Source organism: Streptomyces sp. NPDC006193 (genome assembly GCF_040613915.1).
Lineage (GTDB): Bacteria > Actinomycetota > Actinomycetes > Streptomycetales > Streptomycetaceae > Streptomyces.
In genome coordinates this window covers 13608-28462 of the sequence record NZ_JBEXTB010000033.1, presented here as the reverse complement: position 1 = coordinate 28462, position 14855 = coordinate 13608, and the positions used below count along the sequence as shown (strand labels likewise).

The window sequence follows — 14855 nt, the reverse complement described above, 5'->3', positions numbered from 1 at the left end:
CCGGCCGCGCGAAGACCCTGCGCACGACCGTAGGGACGATTGCTCATGCATTCCAAGACCGGTTCTGCTATGTGGAGATAACCCCGAAGGCATGAACAGAGGTAGGCCCGTGGATCTCCTGCAGTTGCGCTACTTCCAGACCGTCGCCCGCTACGAGCACATCAGCCGCGCCGCGGAGGAGCTGCGCATCGCCCAGCCCTCGCTCAGCCGCGCCATCGCGCGCCTGGAGACCGAGCTGGGCTCGCCGCTGTTCGACCGTCAGGGCCGCCGCATCCGGCTCAACCAGGTCGGCGCGGTGTTCCTGCGGCACGTCGACCGCGCCCTGAGCGAGCTGGACGACGGCCGCAGGGCCGTCCACGAGGCCCGCGACACGGGGCTCGGCCGGGTCAGCGTCGCCTCCGAGACGCTGCTGACGATCAGCGGGCTGCTCGGCAGCTTCCGGGCCGCCTACCCCCGTGCGGACGTCCGGCTCTTCCAGTCGGACGTGGACGACATGGAGCGCCGGCTGCGCGCCCGGGAGGTCGACTTCTGCGTGGCCTCCCAGCCGCTGACCGGCGCGCACCTGGAGTCGATCGAGCTGGTCCGCGAGGAGGTGCTGCTCGGGGTGCCGCACGGGCACCGGCTCGACGGGCGCGACCGCGTGACGGTCCGCGAGCTCGCCGACGAGCCGTTCGTCACCACCCGGCGCGGCTGGCAGCGGGTCCTGCTGGACCGGCTGTTCGCGTCCGAGGGCCTGACGCCGCTGCTGTCCTGCGAGAGCGACGAACCGGGCGCCAGCGGGGACCTGATCGGCGCCGGCCTCGGCATCGGCCTCATCCCCGCGATGTCCCGCCAGGTCGGCACGCGCGTCCCGCTGGCCTGGGTGCACGTGGACGCGCCCGACTGCCACCGGGTGCTCACCCTGGTGTGGAACCGGGACACCCATCTGTCCGAAGCGGCCGTGAAGTTCCGGGAGTTCGTCACCAGCAGGCCCTTCATGACGCACCGCCTGCCCGACCTGCGGCGCGCCCGCCCGTCCTCCTAGCGCGGCGGGAACCCCTTCGCTGCGCTCCGGCGCGCTGGACTTGCCCGGCCCAGGACGTCGTGTGCCCGACCGGCCGGCGGGCGACGACGTTTCTGTTCCGCCTCGGGCGGGTCGGGGCGCCGTGTGACGGACGCGTGTGCATCGGGAGACCACCGCGCACCAGCGGGCGCTCGAAGGACCTGGGTCCCGTCATGCGGGGGCCGGGCCGGGCCGGTCCGCCCCGCCGCCCTCACCCCCGGGTGATCCGCACCCGGTGGTTCCCGTCCTCGTCGGCGCTCACCACCTGCACGGTGATCCCGTGCCGCGGGTCCCGGAAGCTCTCGCCGGGGGCGAAGGGGGCGTCCGAGAGCTCCGTGTGGACGTTGGGGCTGCGGGTGCAGCCGCCGCTGCCGCGGTGGCTGTCGTACACGGTGATGGGGCCGCGGCCGGTGTCCACCAGGGCGTCGACCTTGTAGACGAGGAGGCCCGGGCGGCACACCGCCTCGTCGTTGCCGCCCTGGGTCCGCACTTCCAGCGCGTAGGTGCTGCGCGCGGTGAACGGCACCAGGACCAGCTTGCCGCCGCCCCGCTCGTGCAGCGGCGACAGCGTGTACTCGACGCTGCCGGGCGCCGCCGCGCAGCCGACCTGGCTGCCGTCCAGCCAGCCCAGCTTCCACTTGTGCCAGCCGAGGAGGTCGTTGTTGGCCCCCCAGTCCTCGCTCATGATGTCCCAGTGCCCGACCGCGCCCCCGCCGTCCTGCGTGTACAGGTCGGGCAGGCCGAAGGTGTGGCCGTTCTCGTGCGGCAGCACCCGGTAGCCGGTGCGGGCGTAGCTGCCGGAGCCGTCGTCCTGGCGGGAGTAGACGAAGGAGGCGTTGGCTATGCGGACGCCGTCGGCGACGGGGGCGTCGCTGTTGCCGGCGAAGGTCACGGACAGCACGGTGTCCAGGGCGGAGGGGCCGGCGTTGGGGGTGACGAGCACGTTCATCAGGTCGTAGCTGCGGAAGTCGACCTCCGGGTCGGCGGCGGCCACGATGTCCTGCACCAGGCGGCGGTAGCCGGGGTCGAAGGGGGCGCCGCGCTCTATGCCGTAGTTGCGGAAACGTTTCGGCATGCGCAGCCAGCCGGTGACCGGGGTCTCGGTGCGGTAGTCGAGGCGGCCGTACGACGCGGTCCGGAACCACTCCTGGGTCTGCGGGAAGAACTCGTGGAAGCGGTCCATCGCGCTGCCCTCCCCGGGGGCGTCGGGGAAGTCGACCATCAGGGTCAGGGCGCGGACCGTGCCCGTGGAGCGGGAGTAGCCGGGAGAGGTGGGCAGGCCCTCGGTCATCTGGACGTTCAGGCCGCCGCGGAGCATGCACGGCAGGAGTGCGGAGGAGCGGGCCGGGCCGACCGGCCCGGCGGTGGTGGGCGCCGTCAGCTGTCCGGTCCCGGCCGAGGTGGTGACCGCGAGGGTCAGCGCGGTCACCACGGCCAGGGCGGCCGCACGGCGCGGGCGTATGCGGCGGCGGGGCGGCTGCGGCTGCATGCATGGACCTTTCGCTCCACGGCAGCCGCCGGTCTCGGGCTGCACCCTGGGATCACCCTGTGCCGGTGGGAAGCCGGGCGCGCGCTGGAGAAGGCCGGCCGTGGGAATGCCGGTCGGCGAAGGGGTGAAACGCGGCGCCGAGTGAATGTGTCTCAGGTCACAGCGATCGATCCCGGATCCGGGAAATAACCGGGGAGGCTCTCCCCGTTTAGCCCTGTGTCCGAGCGAAACGGGGACCACTTCCCCGGATCGCCCCTTCGTCCCGAGGAGTCATCGTGTCGGCCACGACCGCCCCCGTCGCGCGCAAGGTGTCCCGGCCTCGCGCCGACGCCCTGCGCAACCGGGAGCGCATCGTCACCGCCGCCCGGGAGATGTTCGTCGAACACGGCCCGCACGTGCCGCTGGACGAGATCGCCCGCCGCGCCGGCGTCGGCAACGCCACGGTGTACCGCAACTTCCCCGACCGCGACGCCCTCGTCCGCGAGGTCCTCTGCTCCGTGATGGACCGCACGGCCGAGGCGGCCGAACAGGCCCTCGCGGAGACCGGGGACGCCTTCGCCGCCCTGGAGCGCTTCGTGCACGCCGCCGCCGACGAGCGGATCAGCGCGCTGTGCCCCATGGTGTCCAGCACCTTCGACCAGCACCACCCCGACCTGGAGGCGGCCCGCGAGCGCGTCGAGCGGCTCGTCGAGGAGGTCATGGGCCGGGCCAGGGCGGCCGGACAGCTCCGGTCCGACGTGGGCGTCGGCGATCTGCTGATCGTCGCGGCCCAGCTGAGCCGGCCCCCGGCCGGCACGGACTGCGTCCGCGGCGACCGCTTCGTCCACCGCCACCTGCAACTCTTCCTCGACGGCCTGCGGGCCCCGGCCCGCTCCGCCCTGCCGGGCACGGCCGTGAGCATCGAGGAGCTGCGCGCCTGCTGACCGCCGAGGCCGATGAGTTCGGCTCCTGATCCCAGTCCACCCACCACCCGGCCGTCCCAGCGGTCCCGCTTTCCCTCCTGACAGCGTTTTCTCGTCATTTTTTCCGTTCCTCCTGATTTTTCCGTCACAAAGTCCCGAAGTGGGTACCTCCATGTCAGAAACAGCCCTCAAGGCTCCCGGTGCCGGCGCACCGCGCGCTGACGCCAACCGCTGGAAAGCGCTCGTCTTCATCGCGCTCGCCCAGCTGATGGTCGTCCTGGACGCCACCATCGTGAACATCGCCCTGCCCTCCGCCCAGCAGGACCTGGGCATATCCGATGGCAACCGGCAGTGGGTCGTCACGGCCTACGCCCTCGCCTTCGGCGGCCTGCTGCTCTTCGGCGGCCGGATCGCCGACCTGTGGGGCCGCAAGCGCGCCTTCGTCCTGGGCCTGGCCGGCTTCGCCGCCGCCTCCGCGCTGGGCGGCGCCGCCACCACCGGCGCGATGATGTTCGGCGCCCGCGCCCTGCAGGGCGTGTTCGGCGCGCTGCTCGCCCCGGCCGCGCTGTCGCTGCTCGCGGTGATGTTCACCGACGCCAAGGAGCGCGCCAAGGCGTTCGGCATCTACGGCGCGATCGCCGGCGGCGGCGGCGCCGTCGGCCTGATCCTCGGCGGCTTCCTCACCGAGTACCTGGACTGGCGCTGGACCTTCTTCGTCAACGTCCCGTTCGCCGTGGTCGCCGCGGCCGGCGCCTACTTCGTCGTCCGGGAGCCCGAGGGCGGCCGCAACCGCTCCCCGCTCGACATCCCCGGCGTGATCCTCTCCACTCTCGGCCTGGTCGCGCTGGTCTACGGCTTCACCCGCGCCGAGTCCGACGGCTGGGGCGACGCGGTCACCGTCTCGATGTTCGTCGCCTCCGTGGCGCTGCTGCTCGCGTTCGTGATCGTCGAGGCCAGGGTCAAGGCGCCGCTGCTGCCGCTGCGCGTGGTGACCGACCGCAACCGCGGCGGCATCTACCTCTCCCTCGGCCTCGCGATCATCGGCATGTTCGGCCTGTTCCTCTTCCTGACCTACTACCTGCAGGTCGTGAAGGGCTACTCGCCGGTCAAGACCGGCTTCGCGTTCCTGCCGATGGTGGCGGGCATGATCACCGGTTCCACCCAGATCGGCACCCGGCTGATGACCCGCGTCCCGGCCCGCCTGCTGATGGGCCCCGGCTTCCTGGTCGCCGGCCTCGGCATGCTGCTGCTGACCCAGCTGGAGATCGACTCCTCGTACCCCGCCCTGCTGCTGCCCGCGATGGTGCTGCTCGGCCTCGGCATGGGCACGGCGTTCATGCCGGCGATGTCCCTGGCCACGCAGGGCGTCGAGCCGCGCGACGCGGGCGTCGCCTCCGCGATGGTGAACACCTCGCAGCAGGTGGGCGGCGCGATCGGCACCGCCCTGCTGAACACCATCGCCGCCTCGGCGACCACGTCGTACGTCAAGGACCACATCGCCGGCGCCGCCACCCGGCCCCAGCAGCAGCTGGTGCAGCTCCAGGCGATGGTGCACGGGTACAGCGCCGCGATCTGGTTCGCCGTCGGCATCCTGGGCCTGGCCGCCCTGATCGCGTTCACCTTCGTCAACGCGGGCCGTCCGCGCACCCTCACGGTGGCCTCCGGCGACGGCGCCGAGGACGAGGTGCCGGTGCCGGTGGTGGCCCACTGACCGACCGCAGGTGACCGGGCGGGCCCGCACCGGCCGCGTGTGAACGGGGCGCGCGCACCGGCCGCACGGATCGGCGCGTGCACCGGCCGCACGGATCGGGGCGCGTTCACCGGCCGCACGGATCGGGGCGCGTGCCCCGGCCCGCAGGTGAACCGGCGCACGCGAACGGCGCGCAGTCGTCCGGATCGGCCCGGCCCGGCGGCGCGGGGACCGGCGGGGATGGGCGCCGCGCACCCCGCAGCCGGCCCGGCAGGACGCGGGCGCCGCGCCCCGCAGCCGGCCCGGCCCGGCCAGGACCCGGCGCCGTCTGCCGCAGTCGACCGGCCCGGACGCGAGCGCAGCAGCCGGCCCGGCCCCGACGCGGCGCCTCAGCGGAGCCAGGGCAGGTCCGCGCCCGCTTCGTCCGGCTGGAGGCCCTCGGCGACGATCTCCATGATCTCGCCGAGGGCCTTCTGCTGCTCCGGGGTCAGCCGCTCGAACAGGGCCTGCCGGACGGCGGCCACATGGCCCGGCGCGGTGCGCCGCAGCACCTCCATGCCCTCCTCGGTGAGCACCGCGAACTGGCCGCGCTTGTCGGAGGGGCAGTCCTCGCGGCGCACCCAGCCGTTCTTCTCCAGCCGCGCGACGGCGTGCGACAGCCGGGAGCGGGTGATCTTCGCCTGCATGGCCAGCTCGGTCATCCGCAGCCGCCGCCGCGGCGCCTCGGCGAGGCCGACGAGAAGGCCGTAGTAGATGTGCGGCATGCCCGCGTCGCGCTGCAGCTGCCGGTCGAGGTGGTCCTCCAGCAGGGTGGTGGCGTGCAGGTAGGCGCGCCAGACGCGCTGTTCCTCGTCGGTGAGCCAGCGGTGCCGTGCGGCGGAGTCCGGTGCCGTGTTCATACGACCAACTGTACGAGGCGGCTCTTTGAAATTTGAACAAATCCGGCGTAGTGTTCCCGTAGGAGCTTGAGAGTTGAAGTATCTCGCCCGCGCGTCACGCAGGCCTGACCACAGGGAGCCCGCGATGTCCGTCACCGTCCAGGAGCGCATGCCCGCCCTGTATCTCAGCCACGGCGCCCCGCCGCTCGCCGACGACCCCGTCTGGCCCGGTCAGCTCGCCGCCTGGTCCGCCGCCCTGCCCCGGCCCACCGCGATCCTCGTGGTCTCCGCCCACTGGGAGGAGGCCCCGCTCGCCCTCGGCGCGGTGGAGACCGTCCCGCTGGTGTACGACTTCTGGGGCTTCCCCGAGCACTACTACCGGGTCCGGTACGCCGCCCCCGGCGCCCCGGCGCTCGCCGACTCCGTCCGCGCCCTGCTGCGCGCCCCCGGCCTGCCCGTCCAGGACGTCCCCGACCGGGGCCTCGACCACGGCGCCTACGTCCCCCTCGTCGAGATGTTCCCGGCCGCCGACATCCCCGTGCTGCAGATCTCCCTGCCCACCCTCGATCCGGTGCGCCTGATGGGCATCGGCCGCAGGCTCGCCCCGCTGCGCGACGAGGGCGTGCTGATCATCGGCTCGGGCTTCTTCACCCACAACCTCGCCGCCCTGCGCCACACCGGCGTGCCGAGCTGGTCCGCCGAGTTCGACGACTGGGGCCGGCGGGCGCTGGAGGCCCGCGACTGGGACGCCCTGCTCGACTTCCTGGACAAGGCCCCGGCCGGCCGCTACGCCCACCCCCGCACCGAGCACTTCGCTCCGCTGTTCGTCGCCATGGGTGCCGCGGACGCCGGCGGCGGGCTCGACGCCCCGCGGTCGGTCATCGACGGATTCTGGATGGGGATGGCCAAACGGTCCGTGCAGTTCGGCTGAGCCGGAGGGGCCGTCAGTCCAGCTCCTTCTCGTACCAGGCCACGTCCCAGTAGCGGCCGAACGTGCGCCCGACCTCCCGGAAGGTCCCGGCGCACCGGAAACCGAAGCGTTCGTGCAGCCGGACGGACGCCTCGTCGGGCAGGGCGACGCCCGCGTAGGCGCGGTGCACGTCCTGCCCGGCCAGGGCCCGGAAGAGGGCCGCGTAGAGCAGGGCGCCGATGCCGCGTCCGCGGGCGTCCGGGGCGAGGTACACCGACGTCTCCACGGACGTCCCGTAGGCCGGCTTCGGGCGGAGGGGACCGGACGTGGCGTACCCGAGGATGCCGCCGGAGTCCGCGCCCGTGGCAACCATCAGCCGGTGCGGGCCGTCTTCCGGGTGGGAGAGCAGCCAGGGGCGCCGCTCCTCCGGAGTGAAGATCGCGGTGTCGAATGTGACGGCCGTCTCACTCACATAGTGGTTGTAGATCGCCGTGAGGGCGTCGAGGTCCCCTTCGAATCCCGGCCTGACCTGCACTTCAGTGGGTTCCGGCGGCATCTCGCCTCCTCGCGTGGCGGCACAGGGTACTGCATGATCAGAAAAATCGGGGGGCGGGTTGGGAATTCTGTCCGGATTGCAGTCGTTGTTTCCCACGGATGCCGGGCACTCGGAGAGAGTCCCAGTCCCGAAGACCGTTTCCGGAGTGCCGAGCGTCCACCAGGACCACCCGCCAGCCCACCATCGCAAGGGAGCACGCATGGCAACCCGTGCCGTCGCCCGTCGTCAGTCCGCCACCGGCGAGACGGCCGACTCGGCAAGCAGTGTTCGCGCTCATGGCGGCGAGATCGCAGACCGCGACCTGGTCGGCATGTACCTCGACGAGATCGCGCGGACGCCGCTGCTGGACGCAGCCAAGGAAGTCGAGCTGTCCCAGACCATCGAAGCGGGTGTGTTCGCGAGGCAGGTCCTCGACGGTTACGAAGAGACCAGGACCGACGCCACCCGGGAGGAGCTGGAGGCGCTGGCCGCCGAGGGGGAGCGGGCCAAGGACGTCTTCATCCGCTCCAACCTGCGTCTGGTCGTCGCCGTCGCCCGGCGCTACCCGCGCAGCGGCCTCCCCCTGCTCGACCTGATCCAGGAGGGCAACGCCGGCCTGGTGCGCGCCGTCGAGAAGTTCGACTACCGCAAGGGCTTCAAGTTCTCGACGTACGCCACCTGGTGGATCCGCCAGGCCATCACCCGCTCCATAGCCGACCAGTCCCGCACGATCCGGCTCCCCGTCCACCTGGTGGAGGAGCTGGGCCGGATCCGCCGGGTCCAGCGCGAGTTCAACCGCGAGAACGGCCGCGACCCGGAGCCGGCCGAGATCGCCGCGGAGCTGGGCTCGACGCCCGAGCGCGTCTCCGACGTCCTCGACTGGGCCCGCGACCCGGTCTCGCTGAACATGTCGGTGGACGACGAGGGCGAGACCCAGTTCGGCGACCTGCTGGAGGACACCTCGGCGGTCTCCCCCGAGCAGTCCGTCCTGACCCTGCTGCGCAGCGAGGAACTGGACGACCTGATCGGCCGGCTGGACCAGCGCACCGCCTCCATCATCAAGATGCGGTACGGCATCGAGGACGGCCGCGAGCGCACCCTGACCGAGGTCGGCAAGGAGCACGGCCTGACCCGCGAGCGCATCCGCCAGATCGAGAAGCACGCGCTGCTCGAACTGAAGAAGCTGGCCCGCAGCACCGGTTTCGACGCGGCGGCGTAGCGGGGTCCCAGGCCCGGGCGCCCGGCGGGGCGCGGGAGCGGCCGGGTGGCGAAAGACGGCGCAAACATGGCGTGGTCCCGTCGCTTCAAGTCCCGGGCCCGAGGGAACAACCCTTCCGGGCCCGGCAGCGGGCCCCGGCAACCGCACTCCCCACCCCCACCGCACCCCCGGCTGACCTGGCCGGCCCACGCGAGCCACGTCCCGACGCGATCCCCCCTGGCGCCGGGACCTTCCGAGCCGGACTCCGGCGCCCATCCCCCCCCCGGGCGCCGGAGTCCGGCTTTTGCGGGGCGGCCGCGAAGTGGCGCGACCGGCGGGGGCGGGGGGAGGTGGAGGCTCCGGGGCCGCCGCTCCCAGGGGCGCGCCCCGGGAGCGGGGGAACACCGGTGCTCGGGGCGGTGCGGGGAACTGGAACGGCGGCCCACCCCGTACCTGAACCCCGGGGTGGACCGCCGGATGGCAGATTCTGCCACACCGGCATAGCCTGCCGGGATGAGCACCACCCCCAGCCTCGCCCACCAGCCGTTTTCCGCCTCCGCGCCGGTGTCTCTGACCGAACGCCGGAAGGCCGAGACCCGGATGGAGATCGCCCGGGCGGCGGCGGCCCTCTTCGCGCACCAGGGCCTGCGGGCCACCCGCGCCGAGGACATCGCCCAGGCTGCCGGGGTCGCACCGCGCACCTTCTACCGCTACTTCGCCACCAAGGAGGAGGCGGTGGCGCCCCTGTACGCGGCCGGCGCGCAGCGCTGGACCGACGCCGTCCGTACGGCCCCGGCCCACCTCCCCCTCCGCGAGGCCCTGGAACACGCCGTCCGGCACGCCCTGACCCCCGGCCTCGGCGTTTCGGCCACGTCCTGGGAATGGGTCCGCACCCTGATCCGCCTCGCCCGGACCAGCCCGGCCCTGGGCAAGGTCTGGGCCGAGGTGTGCCGGACCTCGGAGAGCGCGCTGGCGGAGATCCTCGCGGCGCGGTCGCCGGGCGCCGCAGCCGACGGCGGGGCGGCCGCAACGCCCGGCGGGCGGACGCCGGGCGCCGCAGCCGGCTCGGCGGCCGCGCCGCCCGGCACTCCGGCCCCGGACGCTCCGGCCCCGGACGCGTCCTCCCCGGGGCGCCCGGCGGTCACCCCGGACCTCCGGTTCGCCGCGGCCGTGGCCGGCGCCGCCGTCCGCGCGGCCGTGGAGTCCTGGGCCGCCACGGCGTCGGCGCCCGCCGGCCCGGACGGCCCGGCGGCGCTGGCCCTGCGCAACCTGCGGGCCCTGCGGGACTTCGACTGGGGCGGACAGGCCTAACGCGACCGGGGTTCCGGGCCGGCGCCGGCCGGCCGGACGACGCGACCGGCCCGGTCCCTCCGGCCTGTATCGACCCTCCGGGCCGGTCGGAGGCACGGGCGCGCTCCACCGCCCCCTCGCCCGGTGACCGTGGGCTCCCTTTCGCTGCCCGCGCCACGTCCCGATCGCTGCCCGGATGTCACGCCGGTGCCGCCCGGATGCGCGTCGGCATCTGCACGGATTTCCGTTCATGCCCGAGCGAAGTCTGAACCTGTTTACTTTCCCGATTTCCGGGCGTAGCCTCGCATCAGAACCACACGTTCGGGCATGACAGCGGAAACATCCGGACTTCGGGCGTGGAAGACGCCCGACCGGACAGCGAGGCGGAGGCGAGCGGACATGTACGCACCGGAACGGCAGCAGGAGATCCTCCGGCTCGCCCGTGACGGCGGCCGGGTGGACGTGCTGTCGCTGGCCGAGGAGTTCCAGGTCACCGCCGAGACCATCCGCCGCGACCTGAAGGCCCTCGACCGCGCCGGGCTCGTCCGCCGGGTGCACGGCGGCGCCATCCCGGTCGGCCGCCTCGACTTCGAACCGGACCTCGCCGAACGCGAGTCCACCGCCGCCGGCGAGAAGGACCGCATCGCCAAGGCGGCCCTCGCCGAACTGCCCACCGACGGCACGGCCATCCTCGACGCGGGCACGACCGTCGCCCGCCTGGCCGCCGCCCTCCCGCTGGAGGCCGACCTCACCGTCGTCACCCACTCCCTGCCCATCGCGGCACGCCTCGCCGACCATCCGGGGCTGCAGCTCCACCTCGTCGGGGGACGCGTGCGGCACCGCACCCGCGCCGCCGTGGACGCCTGGGCGCTGCGCGCGTACGGCGAGATCCGCGCCGACGTGCTGTTCGTCGCCGCCAACGGCTTCTCCGCCGAGCACGGGCTGACCACCCCCGACCTCGCCGAGGCCGCGGTCAAGCGCGCGGCGATCGCCGCCGCCCGGCGCGTGGTGCTGCTGGCCGACTCCTCCAAGCACGGCCAGGAGCACTTCGCCCGCTTCGGCGGCCTGAACGACGTCGACCTGCTGATCACCGACAGCGGTCTGAGCCCCGAAGACACCGCCGCGATCGAGCGCGGCGGCACGGAAGTGGTACGCGCATGATCCTCACCGTCACCCCCAACCCCTCCCTCGACCGCACCTACGAGGTCCCCGCCCTGGAACGCGGCGAGGTCGTCCGCGCCACCGGCGAGCGCATGGACCCCGGCGGCAAGGGCGTCAACGTCTCGCGCGCCGTCGCCGCCGCCGGCCGGCGCACGGTCGCCGTCCTGCCCCTGGGCGGCGCGCCGGGAGCGCTCGTCGCCGACCTGCTGGACGCGCAGGGCATCGAGGTCGCGCCGGTCCCGGTCGCGGGCGCCACCCGCTCCAACATCGCGCTCGCCGAGGCGGACGGCGTGCTGACGAAGATCAACGCACCGGGCCCGGAGCTGTCGCCCGAGGAACAGGACCTCCTCCTGGACACGGTCCGCGCCCAGTCGCGCGACGCCGACTGGATCGCCTGCTGCGGCAGTCTGCCGCAGGGACTCGCGCCCACCTGGTACGCCGACGTCGTCACGCGGGCGCACGCCGGGGGCGCGCGCATCGCCCTGGACACCTCCGGCCGTGCGCTGCTGGAGGCGCTGCGGGCGCGGCCCGACGTGGTGAAGCCGAACGCCGAGGAGCTCGCCGAAGCCGTCGCACGCCCCCTCGCGACCGTGGGCGACGCCCTGAAGGCGGCCGAGGAACTGCGCGCCATGGGCGCGGGAGCCGTCCTCGCCAGCCTGGGCGCGGACGGCCAGCTCCTGGTGTCGGACACCGGAGCCTGGTTCGGCAGCGCCCGCGTGTCCGACGTACGCAGCAACGTCGGCGCCGGAGACGCCTCACTCGCCGGCTTCCTCATCGCCGGCGGCACCGGCCCCGAGGCACTCGCCTCCGCCGTCGCCCACGGGGCCGCCGCCGTACGCCTCCCCGGCAGCCTCATGCCAGCCCCCGCCGACCTGGACCCCGCGGCGGTGACGGTCACGGCCGACATCCCCCTCGACCGCGAACTGACGGAGCCGGCACCATGACGCCCCCGGCAGCCCCCGTCGCCTTGCCGGTCGCCCACGTTCCGGCCGCCGGCGTCTTGCCGGTCGCCCACGTTCCGGCCGCCCGCGTCCCCGCGTCGGTGGCCCACGCCGGTCCGCCGCACGCCGATGCGAGGCCGGCGAACGCCGGTGCGGGTCTGCCGGTCGCACGACGGACGGTCGTGCCCGTCGCCCGCGCCGCCCTTCCGGCCGCCGCCCCGGCCGTTCCGGGCGCGTCCCCGGCCCGCACCCCCCGCTTCGGAGCGGGGGCGGAGGGGGACCGCGCCTTCGCTCCCCGGCCGGCGCCGACCGCTCCGGCCCGCGCCACCGCCGTCCGCCGTACGACGGGGCCGGTCCACGCCCCCGCCGTCCGCCGCAGGACCGGCCCGGACCGCCGCCCCAGGCGCGCCGTCCCGCCGGGCCTCGCCCTCCCCCCATCCCGCCACTCCGCCCCCGTCCCCGTCCCCGCCTCCGCCCATTCCTCCCCCCGGGCGATACGCGTGCAGAGGAGCCCGCGATGAGCAACATGATCACCGCGGACCTGGTCGTCCTCGACCTGTCCGCCGACACCAAGGAAGCGGCGGCCCGCGCCCTCGCCCAACGCATGGCGGCCCAGGGCCGGGTGACCGACCTGGAAGGCTTCCTCGCCGACGTGGCCGCCCGTGAGGCCCAGATGCCCACCGGCCTCGACGGCGGCATCGGCATCCCGCACTGCCGCAGCGCCCACGTCACCGAGCCGTCCCTCGCCTTCGGCCGCAGCGCCGCCGGCATCGACTTCGGCGCCGCGGACGGCCCGGCGGACCTGATCTTCCTGATCGCGGCGCCCGCCGGCGCCGACGACGCCCACCTGACGATCCTGTCCTCCCTGGCCCGCCAGCTCATGAACCCCGAGTTCACCTCCGCGCTGCGGGCGGTGAGCACCCCGGAGACGGCCGCGGCGCTGATCCGCGGGGACGAGGAACCGCCGGGCGAGGGGGAGGACGTGCACAGCGCCGCGGACGCCGCCCAGGACGCCCCCGGCGTCTGTCAGGACACCGCTGCGGCCCCGGCGGCGGCCTCCGCCGGGGCCGCAGCGGGCACCACGGCCCCCCGCGCACCGGAGTCGGGTGCCGCGCCCGCGGACGCAGGCGCGGACGCCGGGAGCGCGCAGGCCGAGGACGCCGACGCTCCGGCGCACGCCGCCCCCGTCGGCGCGGGCTCGGGCGAACGCCCCTTCCGTGTCGTCGCCGTCACCTCCTGCCCGACCGGCATCGCCCACACCTACATGGCGGCCGAGTCCCTGGAGAAGGCGGGCCGCGAGGCGGGCGTCGAACTGGTCGTCGAGACACAGGGATCGGCCGGCTTCACCCGGCTGGACCCGGCCGTCATCGCCGCGGCGGACGGCGTGATCTTCGCGCACGACGTCCCCGTACGCGACAAGGACCGCTTCGCGGGCAAGCCCACCGTCGACGTCGGCGTGAAGGCCGGCATCAACCGTCCCGCCGACCTCATCGCGGAGGTCCGGGAGAAGGCGGCGCGCGGCGAGGCGAGCGCCCCGGCGCACGCGGGTGCCGGCACCCCGGTCGAGCGCTCCGGCGACGCCGGCGAGGGATACGGCACCAAGCTCCGCAAGTGGCTGATGTCCGGCGTCAGCTACATGGTCCCGTTCGTCGCCGCGGGCGGCCTCCTCATCGCCCTGGGCTTCGCGATCGGCGGCTACAAGATCAACAAGGCGCCGTCGGTGACGGACCACTTCCTGTGGACCCAGGCCGACAGCTGGGGCGCCCTGCTCTTCCAGATCGGCGCAGTCGCCTTCGGCTTCCTCGTCCCGGTCCTCGCCGGCTACATCGCCTACGGCATGGCGGACCGGCCCGGACTCGTCCCCGGCTTCGTCGGCGGCGCCATCTCCCTGACCATCAACGCGGGCTTCCTCGGCGGCCTCGCGGCCGGCCTGATCGCCGGCGGCGTGGTGATGGCGATCCAGAAGGTCGGCATACCGGCGGCCCTGCGCGGCATCATGCCGGTGGTGGTGATCCCGCTGATCTCCTCGGCGATCGTCGGCTTCCTGATGTTCGTCGTGATCGGCAAGCCCATCGCCAGGGCGCAGAAGGGCCTCACCGACTGGCTGAGCGGCCTCACCGGCGCCAACGCCATCCTGCTCGGCGCCCTGCTCGGCCTGATGATGTGCTTCGACCTGGGCGGGCCGGTGAACAAGGTCGCCTACACCTTCGCCACCGCCGGCATCGCCGTCGCCGACCCCAGCGACTCCGCCATGAAGATCATGGCCGCGGTGATGGCGGCCGGCATGGTCCCGCCGCTGGCGATGGCCCTGGCCACCACCGTGCGCGGCAGGCTGTTCACACCGGCCGAACGCGAGAACGGCAAGGCCGCCTGGGTGCTGGGCGCCTCCTTCATCTCCGAGGGCGCCATCCCGTTCGCGGCGGCGGACCCGCTGCGGGTCATCCCGTCCGCCATGGCGGGCGGTGCCCTCACCGGCGCCCTGTCGATGGCCTTCGGCGCCACTCTGCGCGCCCCGCACGGCGGCGTCTTCGTGGTCCCGCTGATCGGCAACCCGTTGCTGTACCTGGTGGCCGTGGCGGCCGGGGTCTGCGTCACCGCGGCCCTGGTGGTCCTCCTCAAGGGAACGCGCAAGCAGGCCCCCGAGGCCACGGCCGCCGACGCGGCCGCGAACCCGGCCACCGCCCGGAAGGGGGCCGAGCAGCCCGTCGCGGCCTGACCGCCGCACCGCGCCCACCGCTGCTCGTCCCTTTGGTGCGCTGTGAGCCGTTCACGGCACCTGCGAGATATGTCACGGTCCGGGGCCACGGCCCCGGACCGTG

The 14855-nt window shown here is 74.1% G+C and carries 12 protein-coding genes; 9 read left to right on the top strand and 3 right to left on the bottom strand.

Annotated elements, in window-relative coordinates; genetic code table 11:
- Positions 1–109: 109 nt before the first annotated feature.
- Complete coding sequence (locus ABZ261_RS24875; protein ID WP_356862813.1) at positions 110–1024, top strand: LysR substrate-binding domain-containing protein; 915 nt, start codon at positions 110–112, stop codon at positions 1022–1024.
- Positions 1025–1253: 229 nt separating this feature from the next.
- Here ABZ261_RS24875 and ABZ261_RS24870 read toward each other — a convergent pair whose 3' ends face one another.
- Positions 1254–2531, bottom strand: a complete 1278-nt coding sequence (locus ABZ261_RS24870) for a M6 family metalloprotease domain-containing protein (RefSeq protein WP_356862731.1) — start codon at positions 2529–2531, stop codon at positions 1254–1256.
- Positions 2532–2806: 275 nt separating this feature from the next.
- Between ABZ261_RS24870 and ABZ261_RS24865 the strand changes: the two genes are divergently transcribed.
- Positions 2807–3454: a helix-turn-helix domain-containing protein gene (locus tag ABZ261_RS24865; RefSeq protein WP_356862729.1), complete on the top strand. Its 648-nt coding sequence runs from the start codon at positions 2807–2809 to the stop codon at positions 3452–3454.
- Between the two features lie 151 nt (positions 3455–3605).
- Positions 3606–5144, top strand: a complete 1539-nt coding sequence (locus ABZ261_RS24860) for an MFS transporter (protein ID WP_356862727.1) — start codon at positions 3606–3608, stop codon at positions 5142–5144.
- Between the two features lie 368 nt (positions 5145–5512).
- Here ABZ261_RS24860 and ABZ261_RS24855 read toward each other — a convergent pair whose 3' ends face one another.
- Positions 5513–6022, bottom strand: coding sequence for a MarR family transcriptional regulator (locus ABZ261_RS24855; protein ID WP_356862725.1), 510 nt, complete (start codon positions 6020–6022; stop codon positions 5513–5515).
- A 124-nt stretch (positions 6023–6146) separates the two neighbouring features.
- Between ABZ261_RS24855 and ABZ261_RS24850 the strand changes: the two genes are divergently transcribed.
- On the top strand, positions 6147–6932 hold the full coding sequence (locus ABZ261_RS24850) for a class III extradiol ring-cleavage dioxygenase (RefSeq protein ID WP_356862723.1): 786 nt from the start codon (positions 6147–6149) through the stop codon (positions 6930–6932).
- Between the two features lie 13 nt (positions 6933–6945).
- Here the strand turns inward: ABZ261_RS24850 and ABZ261_RS24845 are convergent, their stop codons facing one another.
- The gene (locus ABZ261_RS24845; protein WP_356862721.1) at positions 6946–7467 is read right to left on the bottom strand and encodes an N-acetyltransferase family protein; all 522 of its coding nucleotides are present in this window, start codon (positions 7465–7467) and stop codon (positions 6946–6948) included.
- A 199-nt stretch (positions 7468–7666) separates the two neighbouring features.
- Between ABZ261_RS24845 and ABZ261_RS24840 the strand changes: the two genes are divergently transcribed.
- The 5 genes from ABZ261_RS24840 (at position 7667) to ABZ261_RS24820 (ending at position 14752) form a co-directional block, all read left to right on the top strand.
- A complete protein-coding gene (locus ABZ261_RS24840) occupies positions 7667–8665 on the top strand; it encodes a sigma-70 family RNA polymerase sigma factor (protein ID WP_356862719.1) in 999 nt (332 codons plus the stop codon).
- A 579-nt stretch (positions 8666–9244) separates the two neighbouring features.
- Positions 9245–9955 carry a TetR family transcriptional regulator gene (locus ABZ261_RS24835; protein ID WP_356862811.1) on the top strand — a complete coding sequence of 237 codons (711 nt, stop codon included), beginning with the start codon at positions 9245–9247 and terminating at the stop codon, positions 9953–9955.
- Positions 9956–10333: 378 nt separating this feature from the next.
- Positions 10334–11095 carry a DeoR/GlpR family DNA-binding transcription regulator gene (locus ABZ261_RS24830; RefSeq protein ID WP_356862717.1) on the top strand — a complete coding sequence of 254 codons (762 nt, stop codon included), beginning with the start codon at positions 10334–10336 and terminating at the stop codon, positions 11093–11095.
- Positions 11092–12039 (top strand): 1-phosphofructokinase, encoded by a 948-nt coding sequence (gene pfkB, locus ABZ261_RS24825; protein ID WP_356862715.1) that lies wholly within the window; start codon positions 11092–11094, stop codon positions 12037–12039. Before ABZ261_RS24830 ends, pfkB begins: the two co-directional genes overlap by 4 nt.
- Positions 12040–12553: 514 nt before the next feature.
- Positions 12554–14752, top strand: coding sequence for a fructose-specific PTS transporter subunit EIIC (locus tag ABZ261_RS24820; RefSeq protein ID WP_356862713.1), 2199 nt, complete (start codon positions 12554–12556; stop codon positions 14750–14752).
- Positions 14753–14855 lie beyond the last annotated feature (103 nt).

Excerpts from the sequence above, each read along its gene's own strand:
- ABZ261_RS24830 (WP_356862717.1), top strand. The coding sequence starts at position 10,334 with ATGTACGCACCGGAACGGCAGCAGGAGATCCTCCGGCTCGCCCGTGAC.
- ABZ261_RS24860 (WP_356862727.1), top strand. The coding sequence starts at position 3,606 with ATGTCAGAAACAGCCCTCAAGGCTCCCGGTGCCGGCGCACCGCGCGCT.
- ABZ261_RS24850 (WP_356862723.1), top strand. The coding sequence starts at position 6,147 with ATGTCCGTCACCGTCCAGGAGCGCATGCCCGCCCTGTATCTCAGCCAC.
- ABZ261_RS24855 (WP_356862725.1), bottom strand. The coding sequence starts at position 6,022 with ATGAACACGGCACCGGACTCCGCCGCACGGCACCGCTGGCTCACCGAC.
- pfkB (WP_356862715.1), top strand. The coding sequence starts at position 11,092 with ATGATCCTCACCGTCACCCCCAACCCCTCCCTCGACCGCACCTACGAG.
- ABZ261_RS24820 (WP_356862713.1), top strand. The coding sequence starts at position 12,554 with ATGAGCAACATGATCACCGCGGACCTGGTCGTCCTCGACCTGTCCGCC.
- ABZ261_RS24870 (WP_356862731.1), bottom strand. The coding sequence starts at position 2,531 with ATGCAGCCGCAGCCGCCCCGCCGCCGCATACGCCCGCGCCGTGCGGCC.
- ABZ261_RS24845 (WP_356862721.1), bottom strand. The coding sequence starts at position 7,467 with ATGCCGCCGGAACCCACTGAAGTGCAGGTCAGGCCGGGATTCGAAGGG.
- ABZ261_RS24835 (WP_356862811.1), top strand. The coding sequence starts at position 9,245 with ATGGAGATCGCCCGGGCGGCGGCGGCCCTCTTCGCGCACCAGGGCCTG.
- ABZ261_RS24840 (WP_356862719.1), top strand. The coding sequence starts at position 7,667 with ATGGCAACCCGTGCCGTCGCCCGTCGTCAGTCCGCCACCGGCGAGACG.